At 52.7% G+C, this 16,181-nt stretch carries 16 protein-coding genes and 1 pseudogene; 8 read left to right on the forward strand and 9 right to left on the reverse strand.

Features of this window, described 5'->3' with window-relative positions:
- Nucleotides 1–524 precede the first annotated feature (524 nt).
- Nucleotides 525–1,589, forward strand: coding sequence for a 2,3-butanediol dehydrogenase (locus tag BB029_RS23905; protein ID WP_227451536.1), 1,065 nt, complete (start codon nucleotides 525–527; stop codon nucleotides 1,587–1,589).
- Between the two features lie 109 nt (nucleotides 1,590–1,698).
- Here BB029_RS23905 and BB029_RS23910 read toward each other — a convergent pair whose 3' ends face one another.
- Both BB029_RS23910 and BB029_RS23915 read right to left on the reverse strand, forming a co-directional pair.
- On the reverse strand, nucleotides 1,699–2,604 hold the full coding sequence (locus BB029_RS23910) for a DMT family transporter (RefSeq protein ID WP_065941039.1): 906 nt from the start codon (nucleotides 2,602–2,604) through the stop codon (nucleotides 1,699–1,701).
- A gap of 103 nt (nucleotides 2,605–2,707) precedes the next feature.
- Entirely contained in the window at nucleotides 2,708–3,484 is a 777-nt protein-coding gene (locus BB029_RS23915; RefSeq protein WP_065941040.1) for an AraC family transcriptional regulator, read from the reverse strand.
- Nucleotides 3,485–4,233: 749 nt separating this feature from the next.
- On the opposite strand from BB029_RS23915, the gene BB029_RS23920 reads away from it, so the two are divergent.
- Genes BB029_RS23920 through BB029_RS23935 form a run of 4 tightly spaced genes read left to right on the forward strand, consistent with a single transcriptional unit; the run spans nucleotide 4,234 to nucleotide 7,289 of the window.
- Nucleotides 4,234–4,536 carry a DUF4031 domain-containing protein gene (locus BB029_RS23920; RefSeq protein ID WP_065941041.1) on the forward strand — a complete coding sequence of 101 codons (303 nt, stop codon included), beginning with the start codon at nucleotides 4,234–4,236 and terminating at the stop codon, nucleotides 4,534–4,536.
- 26 nt (nucleotides 4,537–4,562) lie between these two features.
- A complete protein-coding gene (locus BB029_RS23925; RefSeq protein ID WP_168166835.1) occupies nucleotides 4,563–5,516 on the forward strand; it encodes a thymidylate synthase in 954 nt (317 codons plus the stop codon).
- Between the two features lies 1 nt (nucleotide 5,517).
- Nucleotides 5,518–6,357, forward strand: a complete 840-nt coding sequence (locus BB029_RS23930; protein WP_141696576.1) for a hypothetical protein — start codon at nucleotides 5,518–5,520, stop codon at nucleotides 6,355–6,357.
- Nucleotides 6,321–7,289, forward strand: coding sequence for a hypothetical protein (locus tag BB029_RS23935; RefSeq protein WP_065941043.1), 969 nt, complete (start codon nucleotides 6,321–6,323; stop codon nucleotides 7,287–7,289). The genes BB029_RS23930 and BB029_RS23935 overlap by 37 nt, the downstream gene beginning before the upstream one ends.
- Here the strand turns inward: BB029_RS23935 and BB029_RS23940 are convergent, their stop codons facing one another.
- Both BB029_RS23940 and BB029_RS33050 read right to left on the reverse strand, forming a co-directional pair.
- Entirely contained in the window at nucleotides 7,290–8,375 is a 1,086-nt protein-coding gene (locus BB029_RS23940; protein ID WP_168166836.1) for an ImmA/IrrE family metallo-endopeptidase, read from the reverse strand.
- Nucleotides 8,368–8,706 carry a hypothetical protein gene (locus BB029_RS33050; protein WP_141696577.1) on the reverse strand — a complete coding sequence of 113 codons (339 nt, stop codon included), beginning with the start codon at nucleotides 8,704–8,706 and terminating at the stop codon, nucleotides 8,368–8,370. The genes BB029_RS23940 and BB029_RS33050 overlap by 8 nt, the downstream gene beginning before the upstream one ends.
- Before the next feature lie 620 nt (nucleotides 8,707–9,326).
- On the opposite strand from BB029_RS33050, the gene BB029_RS33055 reads away from it, so the two are divergent.
- The 3 genes from BB029_RS33055 (at nucleotide 9,327) to BB029_RS23945 (ending at nucleotide 11,586) form a co-directional block, all read left to right on the forward strand.
- Entirely contained in the window at nucleotides 9,327–9,677 is a 351-nt protein-coding gene (locus BB029_RS33055) for a hypothetical protein (protein WP_141696578.1), read from the forward strand.
- 11 nt (nucleotides 9,678–9,688) lie between these two features.
- A complete protein-coding gene (locus tag BB029_RS33060; protein ID WP_141696579.1) occupies nucleotides 9,689–10,093 on the forward strand; it encodes a hypothetical protein in 405 nt (134 codons plus the stop codon).
- Nucleotides 10,094–11,175: 1,082 nt separating this feature from the next.
- Nucleotides 11,176–11,586: a hypothetical protein gene (locus BB029_RS23945; protein WP_256558425.1), complete on the forward strand. Its 411-nt coding sequence runs from the start codon at nucleotides 11,176–11,178 to the stop codon at nucleotides 11,584–11,586.
- Nucleotides 11,587–11,602: 16 nt separating this feature from the next.
- On the opposite strand, the pseudogene BB029_RS34335 reads toward BB029_RS23945, so the two are convergent.
- The 5 genes and pseudogenes from BB029_RS34335 to BB029_RS23965 all read right to left on the reverse strand — a co-directional run.
- A pseudogene (locus BB029_RS34335) lies at nucleotides 11,603–11,692 on the reverse strand (IS5/IS1182 family transposase); the annotation flags it as partial.
- Between the two features lie 261 nt (nucleotides 11,693–11,953).
- The gene (locus BB029_RS23950) at nucleotides 11,954–12,589 is read right to left on the reverse strand and encodes a hypothetical protein (protein ID WP_065941046.1); all 636 of its coding nucleotides are present in this window, start codon (nucleotides 12,587–12,589) and stop codon (nucleotides 11,954–11,956) included.
- A 71-nt stretch (nucleotides 12,590–12,660) separates the two neighbouring features.
- A complete protein-coding gene (locus BB029_RS23955; RefSeq protein WP_065941047.1) occupies nucleotides 12,661–15,567 on the reverse strand; it encodes a DUF927 domain-containing protein in 2,907 nt (968 codons plus the stop codon).
- Complete coding sequence (locus BB029_RS23960; protein ID WP_027606917.1) at nucleotides 15,564–15,845, reverse strand: DUF3077 domain-containing protein; 282 nt, start codon at nucleotides 15,843–15,845, stop codon at nucleotides 15,564–15,566. Before BB029_RS23960 ends, BB029_RS23955 begins: the two co-directional genes overlap by 4 nt.
- On the reverse strand, nucleotides 15,842–16,123 hold the full coding sequence (locus BB029_RS23965; protein ID WP_065941048.1) for a hypothetical protein: 282 nt from the start codon (nucleotides 16,121–16,123) through the stop codon (nucleotides 15,842–15,844). The genes BB029_RS23960 and BB029_RS23965 overlap by 4 nt, the downstream gene beginning before the upstream one ends.
- Nucleotides 16,124–16,181 lie beyond the last annotated feature (58 nt).

Consider the following 16,181-nt stretch of genomic DNA (forward strand, 5'->3'; position numbering starts at 1 on the left):
CGTTGCGCAGGTTGGATGCGCCTGATGGTAGGGCGGGAGCAGGGCGTGCGTTAGATACAGATCGGCTGACAAAACGTCATACAGGTGGCTTGGGCCGCTTGAGCACCCTTGGTTGGCGCCGGTTCGTCAGTTAAGGGCGAACACCCTACTTGTGGTGAGCGGGCTTGCTGTGATGAGCGGGCTTGTTGTGGTGAGCGGGCTTGCCCCGCGCTGGGGTGCGAAGCGCCCCTATTGAAGACGACTGAGGTGGATCAGGCACGCCCCTGGCATCAACGCTTGAAGTGAGACGCAACGTCTCACGGTTTCGTCGCTACCGTGTGCGATCTGGCATGGCGCGTCTCGTTTGACCTCAATGCCGGCCACCCTGAGGTTTGCATTCGGCGGCTCTAGGAGAGGGGCGTCCAGGCGTTTTTGCACAGCTGGCACCGGCCTTGCTCTGGCCACTGGCAACCCACCCGGCGCGCCAGTGCCAACCGTTTCAAGGAGACTTCGCTATGAGCCTTTCGAGCAACTCGCAACGCAGCATGCGTGCCGCTGTCTGGCACGGTCGTAACGACATCCGCGTCGAAGACGTGCCGCTGCCCGTTTCGCCGCCTGCCGGTTGGGTGCAGATCCGCGTGCAATGGTGCGGCATTTGCGGCTCCGATCTGCATGAGTACGTGGCCGGCCCGGTGTTCATTCCGGTCGACGCCCCGCACCCGCTGACCGGGATCAAGGGCCAGTGCATTCTCGGTCATGAGTTTTGTGGCGAGATCGTCGAACTCGGTGCCGGCGTACAGGGCTTCAGCGTCGGCGAGCCGGTGGCGGCCGACGCCTGCCAGCATTGCGGCACCTGCTACTACTGCACCCACGGGCTCTACAACATTTGCGAGAACCTGGCCTTCACCGGCCTGATGAACAACGGCGCCTTCGCCGAACTGGTCAACGTGCCCGCCAACCTGCTGTACAAGCTACCGGCGAACTTCCCCGCTGAAGCCGGGGCGCTGATCGAGCCTCTGGCCGTCGGCATGCACGCGGTGAAAAAAGCCGGAAGCCTGCTCGGGCAAAACGTCGTGGTGGTCGGCGCCGGCACCATCGGCCTGTGCACCATCATGTGCGCCAAGGCGGCGGGCGCGGCGCAGGTGATCGCGCTGGAAATGTCCGGCGCGCGCAAGACCAAGGCCCGGGAAGTGGGCGCGACCCATGTGCTCGATCCGAATGAATGCGACGCCCTGGCCGAGGTCCGCCGCCTCACCGGCGGGCTCGGCGCGGACGTCAGTTTCGAATGCATCGGCAACAAACACACGGCCAAACTCGCCATCGACCTGATCCGCAAGGCCGGCAAGTGCGTACTGGTGGGCATCTTCGAAGAACCCAGTGAATTCAACTTCTTCGAGCTGGTGGCCACGGAAAAACAGGTACTCGGCGCGCTGGCCTACAACGGGGAGTTCGCCGACGTGATCGCGTTTATCGCGGATGGGCGGCTGGACATCTCGCCACTGGTGACGGGGCGCATTCAGTTAGAGCAGATCGTGGGGCAGGGCTTTGAGGAGCTGGTTAAAAACAAGGAACACAATGTGAAGATTATCGTGTCGCCTGCCAGGGTCTGACGCGCACGCTGACCGCCGCAGTCTTTGCCCCGCTCCCGACTCCCCAAGCAAGACAGAGAAAGGAAGTGGGGGGCGTATGGGCGCGACTGAAAAACTCGGCCCGTCGAGATCACCGTGAGGTCGTGCGTGAGCGTGAAGTGGCGATGACCGCCCCCGTAATGATCAACACCGCGGGAATCATCAAGATCGGCTTGGCATCGCTTTGCCCCACGGCAATCAGCAGCAGCGTGGAGAACAGCGGCGCCAGGTAAGACAGGGCGCCCAGCATCGATAGGTTTCCGTGCTTGGTCGCGTGGTCCCAGGCGAAAAAAGCCAGGCCCACCGGGCCCAGCCCCAGGGCAACGATTGCGGCCCACTGGCCCGGCTCAGGCCGCACCGTGGTTTCGAAAGCCAGGTGACAGAGCCCGCCGGCCACTGCCACCAGCCCGCAAATACCCCCGATGATGCTGCTCGGAACATGGCTGAACTGCCGGTTGAACACCGAATACATCGCCCAGACCCAGGCGCACGCAAAGGCGGCGGCGTAACCGATCACCGGCATCGACGCACTGTCACTCCGGGCCCGCAGCTGCATGATGAAGGCCGTCCCCGCCAGGCCGAGCAAGGCGCCCAGCAGCTGGCGCTTGCGCAGCGACTCGCCGGTGGCAAGGCTCGACAGCAGCACGATCAGCAGCGGCCACAGGTAGGCAATCAGGCTGGCTTCAGCCGCAGGCGCGGCCTTCAGGGCAAAGAAATACAACGCGTGATAGACAAAGATCCCGGCAAAACCCGTGGCCCACACAGGCCAGGGCTGGCGCCAGCTGCTGAACCCAGCAGCGCCACGCAGCCCCAGCACGCACAGGCTGGCCACGAACGCGACCGCGAAGCTCGAAGCCAGCAACTGAAAGGCCGGGATCCCGGCGGTCAAGGTGGTCAGAAGCGCCAGGCACGCCCACAAAAACACGGCAATCACCCCGATCAGCGTCGCACTGGCGGCGCCCTTGGCAAGGGTGATGGATGGGTTGGAAGTGCTCATGCAAGCCCCGTCTGCGGATAATCCTCAAGCGGGAACAATAGAAAGGTCGAGAGAGCGAGTATTGATCAGGCCCGCCGAAGAATTGTTCGGGACTGCTGTTTTTTCAGGGGGCGCGCCCTTGTTTACGCACCACGGCCGGCGTCAGATGGCGGGCTTTCTTCAGGGCATGGGTTAACGCACTCTGGTCGGCGTACCCGGCGCGATGCGCAATATCAATAATCGACAAAGACGTTTGGCGCAGCAGGTCAATGGCCAGATTCAGGCGCAAGTTCGCGATATGCGAGAACGGCGTCGTGTTCAGGTGCTGCCCAAACAGCACATACAAACGCCGCTCACTCGTGCCCGCATAACGCGCAATATCATGCACCGTCAGGGCGGTGCCCAGGTGCTGCTCAATGTAGGCCAACGCACGAGCAAGAATGAACTGGCCGGGATCGCTCCGCGCAACCTCGGGCTGCAATAACGAACACAACAACAACCGACTCCAGGACTCGGCCATCGCGAGCGACCCGACCAACCGGGGCCCGTTGCTGCTGGCGTAATCGAGTAAATGTCGTATATCGGGCCTGACCGCAAAAAAGCGCTTGTCGTTGAGTGGGTCAAGGGAAGCAACCGTGCCCTTCTGCGCTTCGCCACGCTCGGTCGAGACGTCCAGCACCAGGAAACGGTTATGGGTATTGGCCAGGAACGTATGCCGGGCCCCAGCAGAAATCACCACCCCCTGACTCGCATCGACCTTGCCACCTCGCCCGTCGACCTCAATCTCCATCGACCCGGATTGAGGGAGCACGATTTGATGGAAGTCGTGCTGGTGAAGCTCGACCTGACCTGAGTAAGAGCGCAATGAGAGGGAGAGCGATTGGGGGGCGGTGGTGCTCATCCGTGAGTCTCCGGGGGTGAGGGGGGGTATCGTATGTCAGGGTTCTGGTTGGATGCCAGACTGTTTCTGGGGGGATTTTGGCTGGTGGGGGTTGCTGAGCTTGGGGTTGTATTTATGAGGAGGTTAAGGCGTGTGATTAAAAGGCGCGAGAGGGGGGATTCGCGGATCGTCAGAAACAAGAAAGCCCGCACGGGGCGGGCTTGTTGGAGTGTTTCGTAGACTGTCTGAGACAGCCCGAGACTGCTATATGGACCGGCGTCATTTGAATTCATGTCGCAGGCCTTTGATTTATATGTAGATTACTAAGCTAATAAAGTTTAGGGATACATGGGGGGATACACGGGGAGTTTTACTAGCCAAACGGTGATCCAATCACGGTGTACGAAAGCCAATTTTTGATGATGACGGGCTCTAATAAATTTGCTAATGGATTTAATGTCTATTTGAGCCTGAAGACTCCTTCAAGGTTGGATTCCTACCGTGATGCACGGAGGTTATTGGCCAAAACCGGTTAATCGAAAGTCTAGATAATTCAGGGCGATTCAGTTTTTAGACCTTTTCACTGCATTTCCCCCTATTTTTTGCCGTCGGTGTGGGTTTCGGTTGGCGCTCAAGCTTTAACCCTTTGGACTATTCCGCCCACTACATGGCCATGCTACAGTCCAACCGCTACCTCTTGCCACGGACGGAAATATGCGCATCTCCCCTCCAAAAAAAATGACCGTGTTCTCTTGCTGGATGCCCGATTCATGACCATCTACGTTGATAACGTTAAAGTGAAATGGGCAGGCAGCGAGTGGTGCCATTTAGTCGCCGATACATTAGATGAGCTTCACAGCTTCGCCTCACAAATAGGTCTTCGGCGCAAGTGGTTTCAAAGCTCCGCATCCTATCCGCACTACGATATTAAATTGGCAGTTCGCACGAAAGCTATTCAGCTTGGAGCGGTGCCAGGAACTAGAAAGCAAATAATAGAGTGCGCAAAAAAATTAAAGGTGGAGTATCAGACGCTTAAGGCGACTGCCGCACCGCAGCTGAATCTTCTGTTCTAAACACGAATTTCCAACAGGAGCTGCTAGTGTTTATAGAACGCGATACTGTTGATGACCTTTTAAAGAAGGTATTTAAAGAAATTCTTGATAATGGGACAGAGGCTGATCCCACCAAAGGCAAAACCAAAGAGTTATCTGGTGTGTTGCTAAAGTTAACTAATCCTTTGGGGAGATTAAGCCGTACTGAAGGCAAAGGAACGATCTTCAGCTGCTTGGGCGAGCTTCTCTGGTATCTTTCTGGCTCGAACCAGTTGGACCATATCCAATATTACATTCAGGATTACCACAAGTATTCAGATGACGGCAAAACGATCTTCGGTGCGTATGGACCGAAGCTATTCGGTGCTAACGGTCAAATTTCAGCAGTTATCGAGGATCTACAAGAGCGAAACTCTACCCGGAAAGCAGTCGTGCAGCTGTTTTCCAGTTCAGATCTGAAAGCACCTCACAAAGATGTTCCATGCACTTGTACGCTTCAGTTTTTAGTCAGAGACGGCAAACTCAGTCTCTATACATCAATGCGATCTAATGATGCTTTTAAGGGGCTTCCTCACGATATTTTTGCTTTCACAATGCTTCAAGAGTTGGTCGCACGAAAATTAGGAATGCCCATTGGAGAGTATGGGCATTATGTGACTAGTTTACATCTCTACATAAATGACTTAGAAAAAGTTGAACGCTTCCAGAATGAGGGGTGGCAGGAAAAAGTCTATATGCCTCCTATGCCCATTGGTGATCAGACTAGTAATGTCCTGCGGTTGCTTAAGCATGAGAGAGAACTGAGGCGATCAAATAAAATAAATTCCGACGTGCATTCTGATGATTATTGGAGAGATATCTCACTTCTTCTTGAGGTTTTCAATCTTGTGAAGTCCAAGAGTTTTGCACAATTGGTAGGCATTGAGCGGTCAATAAAGAATGATGAGCTCAGAAGTCTAGCCGTGCGAAAAATTAAGTCATCTCAAGGAAATGGAGCGTAAATTGCAGGCTTCCAATAGTATCGACGCAATTTCTGATGCCCAACTGGCAATTTTACAGAAAATGATCACCCTCATCTCTGAACAGTTTTTGCACACGTTGGACGTTATCAAATGGGCTGCCCCAATCCCTTACTTTGGAGACCCCTGCAAAGCAACCATAGCAACAGTCGGTTTGAACCCCAGTGACAGGGAGTTCGTATCGTCTGAAGGAATAGAACTTGAAGAGTCAGCTAGACGGTTTCACACGCTGGCGTCTCTCCAATTAGATAGCTGGAATGACCTAACGCTCGCACAGCTTCAGTCCATACATACTTCTTGCACAGAGTATTTTTTCAGAAATCCTTACGATGCTTGGTTCAAACCCTTGGACCTGCTTTTAAGCGGAACCAATGATTCCTTCTACAGTTCGCTGTTTCATGCCTGTCATTTAGACCTTATACCTTATGCAACAGGAATGAAATGGGCCTTTTTAAAGACTTGGCAGCGCGAATCTTTACTTGTCATATCCGCTAGTTTTTTAGGTCAGGTGTTAAAGTATTCTCCCATAAAGATACTGGTGTTGAACGGAAAGACCGTGGTGGATAATTTTGAACGGGCTAGCGGTGTTTCGTTCAAAAAAGAGCCCATGGAGGCTTGGTGCTTACCACGAAAGAACGGAAAACATATTAGTGGGTTCAGCTATGAAGGAAAAATTTCGCAAATAGCGGATATCGAGATCGGAAGAGATGTACACATACTAGGCTACAATCACAACATCCAAAGCAGTTATGGCGTGACCTCTTCAGTACGTACATCCATTCAAGAATGGATCTCGAAAAAGGCCAAGGAGATCGTAAATTGATACAGTCGAGAAAAACCATCAAACAGTCATTGAACGCGAAGCTCAATCAAGTTGTGAAAGGTGGCTTACTGCTTCCTGGGGCCGCAGCGGTAGAAAACAAAGCTGCGCTTCTGGAACAGCTAGTAGAGAGCATTCGGCGAGTCGACTACGTGGCAGCTATTGCCTCTAGGCCTATCAGTCCCAATCGTGTTAACCCCAGCAGCGACTACTTCGATCCCATCCGCGCTTCAGTTTTGAAGGCACAAGCCGGAGATTTAGAGGAGGCAAGTTGGTTGGTTTTCTTGGCTACGCATTTTGGTAAGGCTAGTCGAACAGGCTGGCTGTTAACAAAAGATGTTTACGGTGCTCTCGGCGCTTCGCACAATTGGACATGGCCCTTGGTCAGCACCAATCCCGTGGCTATGAGTGAATGGATTGCCCGCAATCAAGCAGTGCTCAGGAGCGGTGGTCGAAAATTCGGGAATCATCGCAAATATGAGTCTCTCGATCCGGCTAAGCGCAACTCAACAGGAGAGATCATTGAGAGTTATGTGAATTGGGTAATGGAGCACGGCTCCCATACGGGTCTGTTCACTAACGCGCTAACGCAATCTGGTGGTGATCCCAGAGCTGCGTTCGGCAAGCTTTATAGATCCATGGGAGTCGTAAAGCGGTTTGGTCGAACCGGAAAGTTTGATTACCTCACCATGATTGGGAAGGTGGGGATTTCCACCATAGTGGCAGATTCAACCTACATGGCGGAGGCAACTGGCCCGCTCAAAGGGGCTCGCTTGCTCTTTGGCGGTACAACCAAAGCTAACTTATCTGCTGTAGTGTTGGAGCAAAAGATAAGGCATATGGACACCATCCTAGGAGTCGGTATGCAGGTTATCGAGGACGCACTATGTAACTGGCAAAAATCCCCAGGCAGGTTCGTGCGATTTAGAGGCTAATCAGATAGCAGACCAGGAATATCGAACCTTCAACTTATTCATATGCCCTGACTTTAGTATCCCTTCATGCTGCATTTGCCCCACCACTATGCCGGGCGCAATGCCGATCGACTTGGAGAACTTTAAGATACTTCTGTAGTCAGTGGCATGAGCTTTCATGCTCTCTCGAAAGCCCTTGGGAATAAGTGTGAGAGCTGCAAAGTTATTGGCTTCTTTTTCTTCTTTAGTGCATTCAAAGCCTTCGCCTTCCACAAATGTGTTCTTACGTCCATGAAGGACCAAGTGACCAATTTCGTGAAACAATGAAAACCAAAAATGATCATCAGATAGGTAGCGAAAACTCAGCATAATGAGTGCTTTGTCTTCTGAAATAAATTTAGCCATTCCGCTCGCAGGGCAGCCCTCTGGAGTTTTAGAGATAACTAATGCAACGCCGGAATTGTTTAAGATGGCTTGAAGATCAGGAATAAATAGTGAAGGTTCGGAAATATGCGTGAGAGCTCTGATTGCTTCAATATTGCTCAGAAGTTTATCTTTATCCCAAGGCTCGCATGAGATTTTTGAAGCCTTATTTTCTCCAAATCGTACCCACGCCGCCGTAGCACCGACTTCCTGATCAAACGTCTGGCTCGTTCTGAAGCGCGTTTCCCTGGTAAATTCGGCGCTGACATCTTTCCATGCGCTAATGTCAGATATTCCAAAATAATCAAGGCAATCAATAACTTTTTTAGACTTGCTGTCCGAGTTTGAAATCCATCCAAAAGTCTGCATGCTTTTGATTGGAAGATCAGCAAGCCAGTTTTCTTCCGCTTTGCTAGTTTTTCTATAAATTCGAGAAACATCTTCGCGATATTGTTGTTCTCGTGTTAGCCAAAACTCAGCGTCAGGACCAATAGCGTCAGCTAGCTTATGAGCTAAATGCTCACCTATTTCATGACTTCCATCAAAGAGGTCTTTGATACAATTTAAATCGTAACCTATGTTTCGTGCCAAGGATTCCGGACTAATCTCTCGATCAGAGAGAATGTCTAGAATTGTTTCGCCGGGAGGTGAAACCCAGGTTGGCTGAAACATAGAGTTATTCATCATTGTCTTTTCCAATCTTCAACAGTTTTACAGAAGTTACTGAGCTCCAGTTTACATTACCAGAGGACAGTATTGGAATTTGTTGATGAGCGGCACTGAATAAAAGATGATGATTCTGATGGAGCCTAACGACCACCAGGCCAGGGGGAGCGGCGTCAAGTTCGGCGGGCTTGCCGACGGGGAGGTAAAGGATATTCGACGCGGCACGGATGTCCGCGAGTCTTCTGAATAGGCTCTGCGCCACCACAGGTGACAACTCCTGAATGGCAATCACTTCGCTAGCGCAAAGGTCTCGGAGGTCCTCCGTTTCAAACGCCAATTTCAACGCCATTCTGTCCGATTCGTCCGTGATGTAAGGGAAACAGTGGCGTAATGATACCCCTTCGGCTCGGGAAAACACATCGCCTGTCGTACATCAGTTGTTACCTGTACCCATCATTCTGATCATCGTTGCCGCAATGCCTGTGCAGTCTGTTCCCAAAGGTAGATCGTTGTAGCTCCCTAACGCGCCTGATGCACGTTAGCCCCAACCTAGCAATTATTGCTCCTATGGTATAGCAACCCACCAGCCAATCCGCCAGCGGCGGGTGGTCGCCAGCTTTTAGGTTCTGACCGCGAACTGCCCGCTATGCACGCCTGCTAGGAGCCTACTTTTTTGAAGAGGTCGTTTTTTCCAGGCTGCCAGAATATTGTCCGCTGAAAACACCTTCCTTGCACGCCGCTGTGCGAAATCGAAGCGCTAACTTTCTGCTCAAAATGTAGATTTCAAGCTCATACGCGTACTTTTCTGCCGTGGAAACCATAGCCTGCTGTTTTTAACAGAGCCGGCCATGAGTAGCCATTCAGATGCGTCACGCACGTAGCGTTACGCTGTACTTTCGGATAAGGCCATGCTACTAGATCAGCGATATTAACCAAATTGCGTAGTGACTTATGACACAGAAAATCCGATTGAACGGTAAGCGCCTGATTTCGACCTATAACCTTATTATCCCAGGTGCAATGAGGTGCGAAATTGATATTGAGCTTGGGGCAGAATATGGTGGATCTTTAACTACACTTCCTTTGACAATTAATTTTCAGCAGAACGCAGGAACACAAAACGTTACCTTCACGGCTGAGAATGGCCGTTCTGTGATGACGCTCGTTAATTGGAGTAATTCTCTAGGGACGGCGTTAAATACTCCTTACGAACTTGCTAAAGTCAACAACGCGGGTGTGGTCGAGATGCTAATGGTAAATACCAATATTGGAGGGACCAATCACCTCACATTACAACTTTGGTGGCGTGATGTGGTATAGGAGTGAGCAGCATGGATAACTATCGGGTGGGTGACTCTATTGCTCCAAAAGTTATTATTCCTGATTCAACTGGAATTAACTATAGTGGAATATCACAGAATACGGATACACATGTTATAAGCATAACCGAAGATAAATTATATAGAATCATAAAGGACTACCACCAAGGTCTGGCAAAGTCGAGAGATTGGGTTACCTATTTGGGTATATTCCTTACTTTGCTGGCATCGCTAGCCGCAAGTAGTTTCAATGATTTTATTTTTGCTGCCAGCACTTGGAGAATTATATTTATATCTGCATCTGGAATTGCAGGTTTCTTAACAGTTATAACAATTTGGACAAGGCTGCATGATAAACCAGTAACGGCCAAAAAACTGGTTGAAACTATCGCTGGTCGCATAAAACTTGATGGGTGATTTTTACATGCTTACAAAATCGGCACTGGTGTCGTAGATACATTCGAATTATAGCTCTTCGTCGGTCGCTTGCCTTGCTGAGACGTAACAGTCAGCGATGAGTACAGTATTATCGCTGAGTAAAATTAGGACGATTTTAAGACTCCCATGTGGATTTTCGTGTTCCTTTTTTGCAGGAACACCTTTTGTGCTTGGAACACCAAGTGTTCCGCCTATTTTTATCTGGTGTTCCACCCCTGGAAGCTACGCATCCTGTGGCTTTCAGCGTTTTCGGAACACCTGGAACACATGGAACACCGGATTTGGGGAGGGTAGATGCTTTCTCACCCCGCACCCTCTACCTGGTTCACCTACAGCGGGCAATGGTGGCGGTCACAGGGGGCCGCTTCTCTCCGTGACACCTCAGCAGCATCAATGAGATTTGGTGAGGGTTGGGTACGCTGTATTGGTCACCTACTGAGCTACCTAATCAACCGGAGACGGAACCCCCTATAGGCACTTGAATCTGTAAAAACATCAGGGTTCGAATTACCCCAATCCAAATAACCTCCCAAAGGACCCATGAGCAGCGCGGAAAGGCGTTGTTTTGCCTGCTGTCTAGACGCTTGGAGGAGGGGGGCGGCAGTCGTGTGGCGACCCTCTGATGCTCGCTGAAGGCGCGCAATGCGATGGGGTGATGGGGGGTTAAAAACCGATACCCCTCAAAAAACGGTGTTCCAGGTGTTCCAGGTGTTCCACTAAGGCTGAAAGCCACGAGTTACGGGGCTTGCAGAGTGGAACACCTTTTTATTTGAGCTGGAACACTAGGTGTTCCAGCGGCAAAAGGTGTTCCACGTTGATAGTCTGTTGATTCAGTCCGAGAGCCGCTCCTCAACGGTCGGCAAGGTTGCGTCAGGAGTGATTTGTGTGAGGATAGATGTAGTAGATTCGGTCTGGCATGTGCGTGGCAAACCCCGCTGCTGCCCACGTTGTATACGGCAATACTTTTCGTACAAAACCTAGAGAATATTGGCAGTGGCGTGTAAAAAAACAGCGAGGTTGGAATGTCAAGCTTAGAGATGGTAAGGAGTCGATTTGAGTCGTTGAATGGTATTCGCGCAGTGGCCCCGGATTTTATTGAAAAGCTGGAGCATGAGTTGAAAGTATCACTTCCCAGTAGCTTCAAATTGGTGGGGGAGTTTTTTGACGGAAGTGGTATTTATGTTTTACCGCTGCACCAGATCGGTTGGGAATCTCCAACTAATGTTCTTGTTGAAACGAAGCGCTTGAGAAGCAGTGGCCCACTTTCTTCAAATTATCTTGTGTTGGGGGAGCCTGCTGAAGGTCTAATCGTGATGGACTGCAACTCCCAGTTGGGGCAGGTGCTCTGGTGTGATGCGATTGATGTTAACCGCATTGGTAAAGAAGCATTGATGACAGCACCTGAAGTATGGGGTTCCTACTTGGATTTTGTTGAGTATTTGGTGTCGGAGGAAGAGTCTGATCGGCTGTAAGCAGCGCGTAAAGGCGTGTTCGATGTCGACCCATCCTCTGCTCGGGAGAAACCAGATCCTTGATCAATTCCCAAGATGCATCGGAGAGTTCGTAACGCTTTGACATGCGGGCCTCCAGCCAATCATGGCGCGATTCTAACCATACGGACTTTTCGTACAGAATCTCGCTGACGGCGCCGAATGAGACGGGGTGACGGAGGTTAAAAACCAATACCCCTCAAAAAACGGTGTTCCAGGTGTTCCAGGTGTTCCACTAAAGCTGAAAGCCACGGAGTACGTGGCTTTCAGGGCGGAACACCTTTTTATTTGAGCTGGAACACCACGTGTTCCAGGGGAAAAAGGTGTTCCACGTTGATGGTGTGTCAATTCAGTCCAACAGCAGTTCCTCAACTGTCGGTCTCGTTGGGCCTGTCCTGATTGTATGAGGGCCGACGTAGTCAAACCGGTCCTCCCGGTGAGTGGGAGGTAAGGGAATCCGAATGTCCTGCAAAGAGCCTTGCAGCCCCATGAGATGCGCGACCTGCTGATACTGTTTGGCTACTGCCACCAACTCATTAGCGCTGCTTCTTATTTGCTCCGCTCGTTTGTACAGAATTGCTCTCAAGAGCTCCTTGTGTGAAGTCTCCAACGCTTGGTTACCCTGTTCAAGTCGTTGGTCGATCTCAGTGACTTCCTGTTCAAGTTTAGCGATGGCAGCAGTTCGAGCCAGGTGCTTGCCACGGCTTCTGTCCGACTCGCCAAGGATTGATTGCAGAGCTGTGTCTGCTTCGGCTTCAGCAGCTGTATCGCCAGCAGCAATGGCCGCACTGTAGGCTTTGAGCGCTTTGTCATGCGCAGATGCTTTGGCTTCCTTGTCCATAGCGTCCTCAGCGACCAGGGACTTTAATTTGTGGGTTAGCTGTTCCTTGGTCCTTTCCATTTCTTGGAGCGTTTTTTGGTGAGCTGCGTGTTTGGTTTGAGCCGCTTTGATTTCAGGGGTTGAAAGCGTGTTTCTTTTAAACATGGGGGTATCTCCATTTACATATGGTGCTGCGAAAGGCTTGCCGAAAAGGCAGGCCGAAATGGATAGCTAATTTATGCGGCCTCGATGGAGTGTCCGCTGTCATCCGCCATGAGTGCGGATGAGTTAAAAACGTAGGCGCGGGCTTTAGGCATGCCCGGCAGCCTTACCGATTGAGCGGCTTTGCCATCGCTGCCAGGTTCTAAAATGGCGCGGTTCAATAGCTCTTTGTTAACGGCATTCAGATTCATGCCTTTGAAGACTTCAGTACGCCAAGCCTCTGGCAATACGTAGTAAGTGGTCGTGGTGTGCAATGCATCGCCCAACCCGTGCTCCAGCGTCTTGCGAAATCCCAGCCGGTCAATGGTGCGAGGGCCGTGCTCGTCGATCTTGGCGGCGGCGGACTCCCAGCGAGTGAAACGGCTCTCTCCAAAACGCTCTATCACTTGGCGAAGGCGCGCGACGATGGCGTCACTTTCGAAGTTTCCGGCGCCGCCTCGCTCATTCAGCCAGGCATTGAGACAAACCTTTGCTGCCGTGGTCGCTCCACCCTCAGGCCAACCTGTTATCCCCAAGGCGGTGGCCAACTCCCCCGCAGCGGCGACCAATCCAAACCGAGTGGCCGCACGTTGGGCCTGTCCGCTTGCTAACTCGGGTAGTGAAGTCGAGACAAACCGCTCAATGGTGTGGCGCAAAATGGTCGACCACCCCAGCATCTTTCCGGGTTCACATAGGGCGGACAGGAAGGCAGTTAACGGGGAGCCGTAGTACTTGGTCACCCGTGCTTTTAGAGCGTCTGAAAGCGCAGCCGCATCCTCAAAGCCATTGAGGACGTCGAACATTCCAAGCCCTTTGCTGGCATCGGCCGGCACTGCGAGCATGCGTACTTCCATGCCCGCTTTAAGATCCTTGTTGGCCTCTGCCATGTGTTGCGCCAACGTCTTTTCTCCGGTCGAGAGAAACAACAAACGCCATTCCTGAACGTTACGACCGGCCTGGCCTCGATCATTAGCGCGTGCTTTACCGGCGCCATTGCCCAGCATGTAAACCGTTTCGCCAATGATGCGCGGATCGCACATCCCGATTTCATCGAGAACCAATAAGCCGTCTGAGTGCGCGGCTGCGATGGACTCCAGGGCATTATCAGTCGAGCGCCAGGAGCGCACGCAACGCGGACTCCCGTAGACCGATGCGGCTACCTGCAAATGTGTGGTCTTCCCGCCGGAGCTGTCACCGTAAAGGTGAAAGCCTCCCGACTCATGACCCAGCATGTGCAGTAATGGCCCCGCGAAAGCGGTACTCACGACGAATGTCAGACGGTGGTTGCCAATGCACAGGTAACCGATATGCCGCTGCCATTGTTCGAGTGTTCCGGCCTGACTGATGGGCGGAAGTTGAGCGCCCGCATCGTAGAAATGCAGTTGCTCTTTGCTGGCACCAATCTGTCGCTCTGGAAGCAGATAGGCATCGTCATGCCAACCAAGTCGGTTAACCACTCGGGCGCGTTTGTCACTGTCGTAGCTTTGCAGGTAGCCCTGCAAATCGTTGCGAGCGTTACGCCCTGAGCGATTTCCCGCCAACCGCAAGCCCATATCCACCAGCGGACCTAATACCTCTTTGCCGAAGTCTCCGGCCATGTTACGAGCGGGGATGTTCCAGCGTTTTCTTTCTCCGTCGGGATCGTCCAGTTCAACCAGTAAGCCCCAGTTATGGCCCTTTTCGTCTCGGGTGCGGGCAAGGATTTCCAGGCGAGAACACACTGGCCTAGCTTCACCATCATCACCGGCATAAAACACGCCTTCGGATGTGAGCCGAAAGCCACCTGGCAGCGTATTTGTTTTGGATTTCCTAGCAGGTTGTTTGCTCGTGGTCTCCTTGGCTTTGGACGGTTTGTCGCCGGGCGCCGTGAGCGGCAGAGAGAAAAGCTCTCCGGTGTGCTCCAGCTTGGCAAAGTGGGCGGGTGTCCAACCCTTTGCCTGAGCATCGGCAGCATCATCGCCGTCCGCCCACACACCGCCCTTGGCAAAGGTCGGTGCCTCTCCATTGAGGCCGGGTCGCTGACTGAACACCGCGAGCGCCAGAACGCGCACAGAGGCCGCTCCCAGCGTTCGCAGGTGCTCTGCCAGCTCGTCCATGCACTTGAGCCCTGGCGCATCGTTATCAGGCCACAGCAGCACATCGCGCCCAATCAAAGGACTAAAGTCAGACTTGCGCCAAGAGTTTGTTCCGTTGAGCCAGCAGGTGGCGACGTACCCTGGCAGGAGCATTGCGGCGGCGTCGGCAGATTTCTCCCCCTCAGTAACGACGACTGGCGCCTCGGCGCGTTGCTTGAGGTGATCGAGGTGCAACAGCGGACGCGGTTCCGGCAGACCTTGCCAGCGCCATTGGAGGACACCATTTTTGCCTTTGCACCAGGTCAGAGGTGCAAACACCTTACGCGGATTGCCGCTGTCATCTGGAGGCAGGTCAAAGCGATAGAGCACCATCAACGGCAGGGCGTCGGCGTCTCGATAAATCCAAACCTTTGAGGGCGTTCCATGCTGGCGATGCTTGACCAAAATTTTCGCCATGGCCTCATCAGGAATGGGGCGGATCGCCACCCAATCCGGTGTTTTGCTTGGCGCCGATTTCGCAGCTGTTGAGACGCTATTTGAGTCGTTGGTTACACCCAAAAACTCGGCGAGTTTGTTGCACGCTTCGACCTCTGTTCCACCATCCAAATAACGGACCAAATCAATCAGGTCGCCGCCCTTGTCGCCGGTGGCAAAATCCGCCCAGGTGCCCTTGGCTAAATTCACCTTGAACGATCCGGCGTGCTTGTCGGCGCGAGTTGGATTCGGCGCTGAATACTCCTTGCCACCGTCTTCGCGTTTCCCGTTGGGTAGCCAATGAGCCAATACTCGGTCAATAGCCTTAAGGGAGGCGGCTTTCACCTGGGCGAAGCTGGGGCGTTTGCCTGTTTTAGCGGGGCGCTCGGTCATTGGTCGGGCCTCGCAAGAAATAGCCCGTCCGTGACGTCATCAATGAGTGCTTTCGCCATTTCGCCCAGGTAATAAGACGCCCAACTTAGCCGCTCGCAGTTATCGGTCATGGCGGCGTCGAACGCGAATTGATTGGCGAAAAATTGCAGGTGTGATGCGACCTCTAAAGCCTCATCGATTGATATGCCTGGGTTGACGCGAAACAGCATCCGACCTTCTTTGTTCACCTTGGTGAACTGTGTATGGCCCGGTGTTTTGTGTTCGGCTGGCGAGGTCATAGGGCACCTCCATCACGAGGCATTTTGCGAGTGGAATCATGGCCGTGTTCGGCCAGTGTTTTTATGAGAGCCAGTGCGCCGCGTACATCCCAAAGGGTGCCCGCCACTATCGCTGATGGGAGCGGCGGTCTGCCCTCTATGAAGTGTTCCTCAAGCAAGGCCAAGACCGAGTCGGCGCGAATGATGGCGCAGCTGATCGCATCGATCTGTATGCCTGCTTCGACGTCGCCGGAGACGGTCAAAAGCTCTTCTGGCAGAGCAAGGCATTTAGATTTCATTTCACACCCCCTGTGGCTTCCAGGGCGCGTGCTTTTTCCATGTGAGAGTTGTAACGGG

The organism is Pseudomonas sp. S3E12, from assembly GCF_001702295.1.
GTDB classification, from domain to species: domain Bacteria; phylum Pseudomonadota; class Gammaproteobacteria; order Pseudomonadales; family Pseudomonadaceae; genus Aquipseudomonas; species Aquipseudomonas marginalis.

What these genes read in the sequence shown, in the direction of transcription:
- BB029_RS23905 (WP_227451536.1), top strand. Translation starts at nt 525, where the DNA reads ATGCGTGCCGCTGTCTGGCACGGTCGTAACGACATCCGCGTCGAAGAC.
- BB029_RS23910 (WP_065941039.1), bottom strand. Translation starts at nt 2,604, where the DNA reads ATGAGCACTTCCAACCCATCCATCACCCTTGCCAAGGGCGCCGCCAGT.
- BB029_RS23915 (WP_065941040.1), bottom strand. Translation starts at nt 3,484, where the DNA reads ATGAGCACCACCGCCCCCCAATCGCTCTCCCTCTCATTGCGCTCTTAC.
- BB029_RS23920 (WP_065941041.1), top strand. Translation starts at nt 4,234, where the DNA reads ATGACCATCTACGTTGATAACGTTAAAGTGAAATGGGCAGGCAGCGAG.
- BB029_RS23935 (WP_065941043.1), top strand. Translation starts at nt 6,321, where the DNA reads ATGGATCTCGAAAAAGGCCAAGGAGATCGTAAATTGATACAGTCGAGA.
- BB029_RS23940 (WP_168166836.1), bottom strand. Translation starts at nt 8,375, where the DNA reads ATGAATAACTCTATGTTTCAGCCAACCTGGGTTTCACCTCCCGGCGAA.
- BB029_RS33050 (WP_141696577.1), bottom strand. Translation starts at nt 8,706, where the DNA reads ATGGCGTTGAAATTGGCGTTTGAAACGGAGGACCTCCGAGACCTTTGC.
- BB029_RS33060 (WP_141696579.1), top strand. Translation starts at nt 9,689, where the DNA reads ATGGATAACTATCGGGTGGGTGACTCTATTGCTCCAAAAGTTATTATT.
- BB029_RS23950 (WP_065941046.1), bottom strand. Translation starts at nt 12,589, where the DNA reads ATGTTTAAAAGAAACACGCTTTCAACCCCTGAAATCAAAGCGGCTCAA.
- BB029_RS23955 (WP_065941047.1), bottom strand. Translation starts at nt 15,567, where the DNA reads ATGACCGAGCGCCCCGCTAAAACAGGCAAACGCCCCAGCTTCGCCCAG.
- BB029_RS23960 (WP_027606917.1), bottom strand. Translation starts at nt 15,845, where the DNA reads ATGACCTCGCCAGCCGAACACAAAACACCGGGCCATACACAGTTCACC.
- BB029_RS23965 (WP_065941048.1), bottom strand. Translation starts at nt 16,123, where the DNA reads ATGAAATCTAAATGCCTTGCTCTGCCAGAAGAGCTTTTGACCGTCTCC.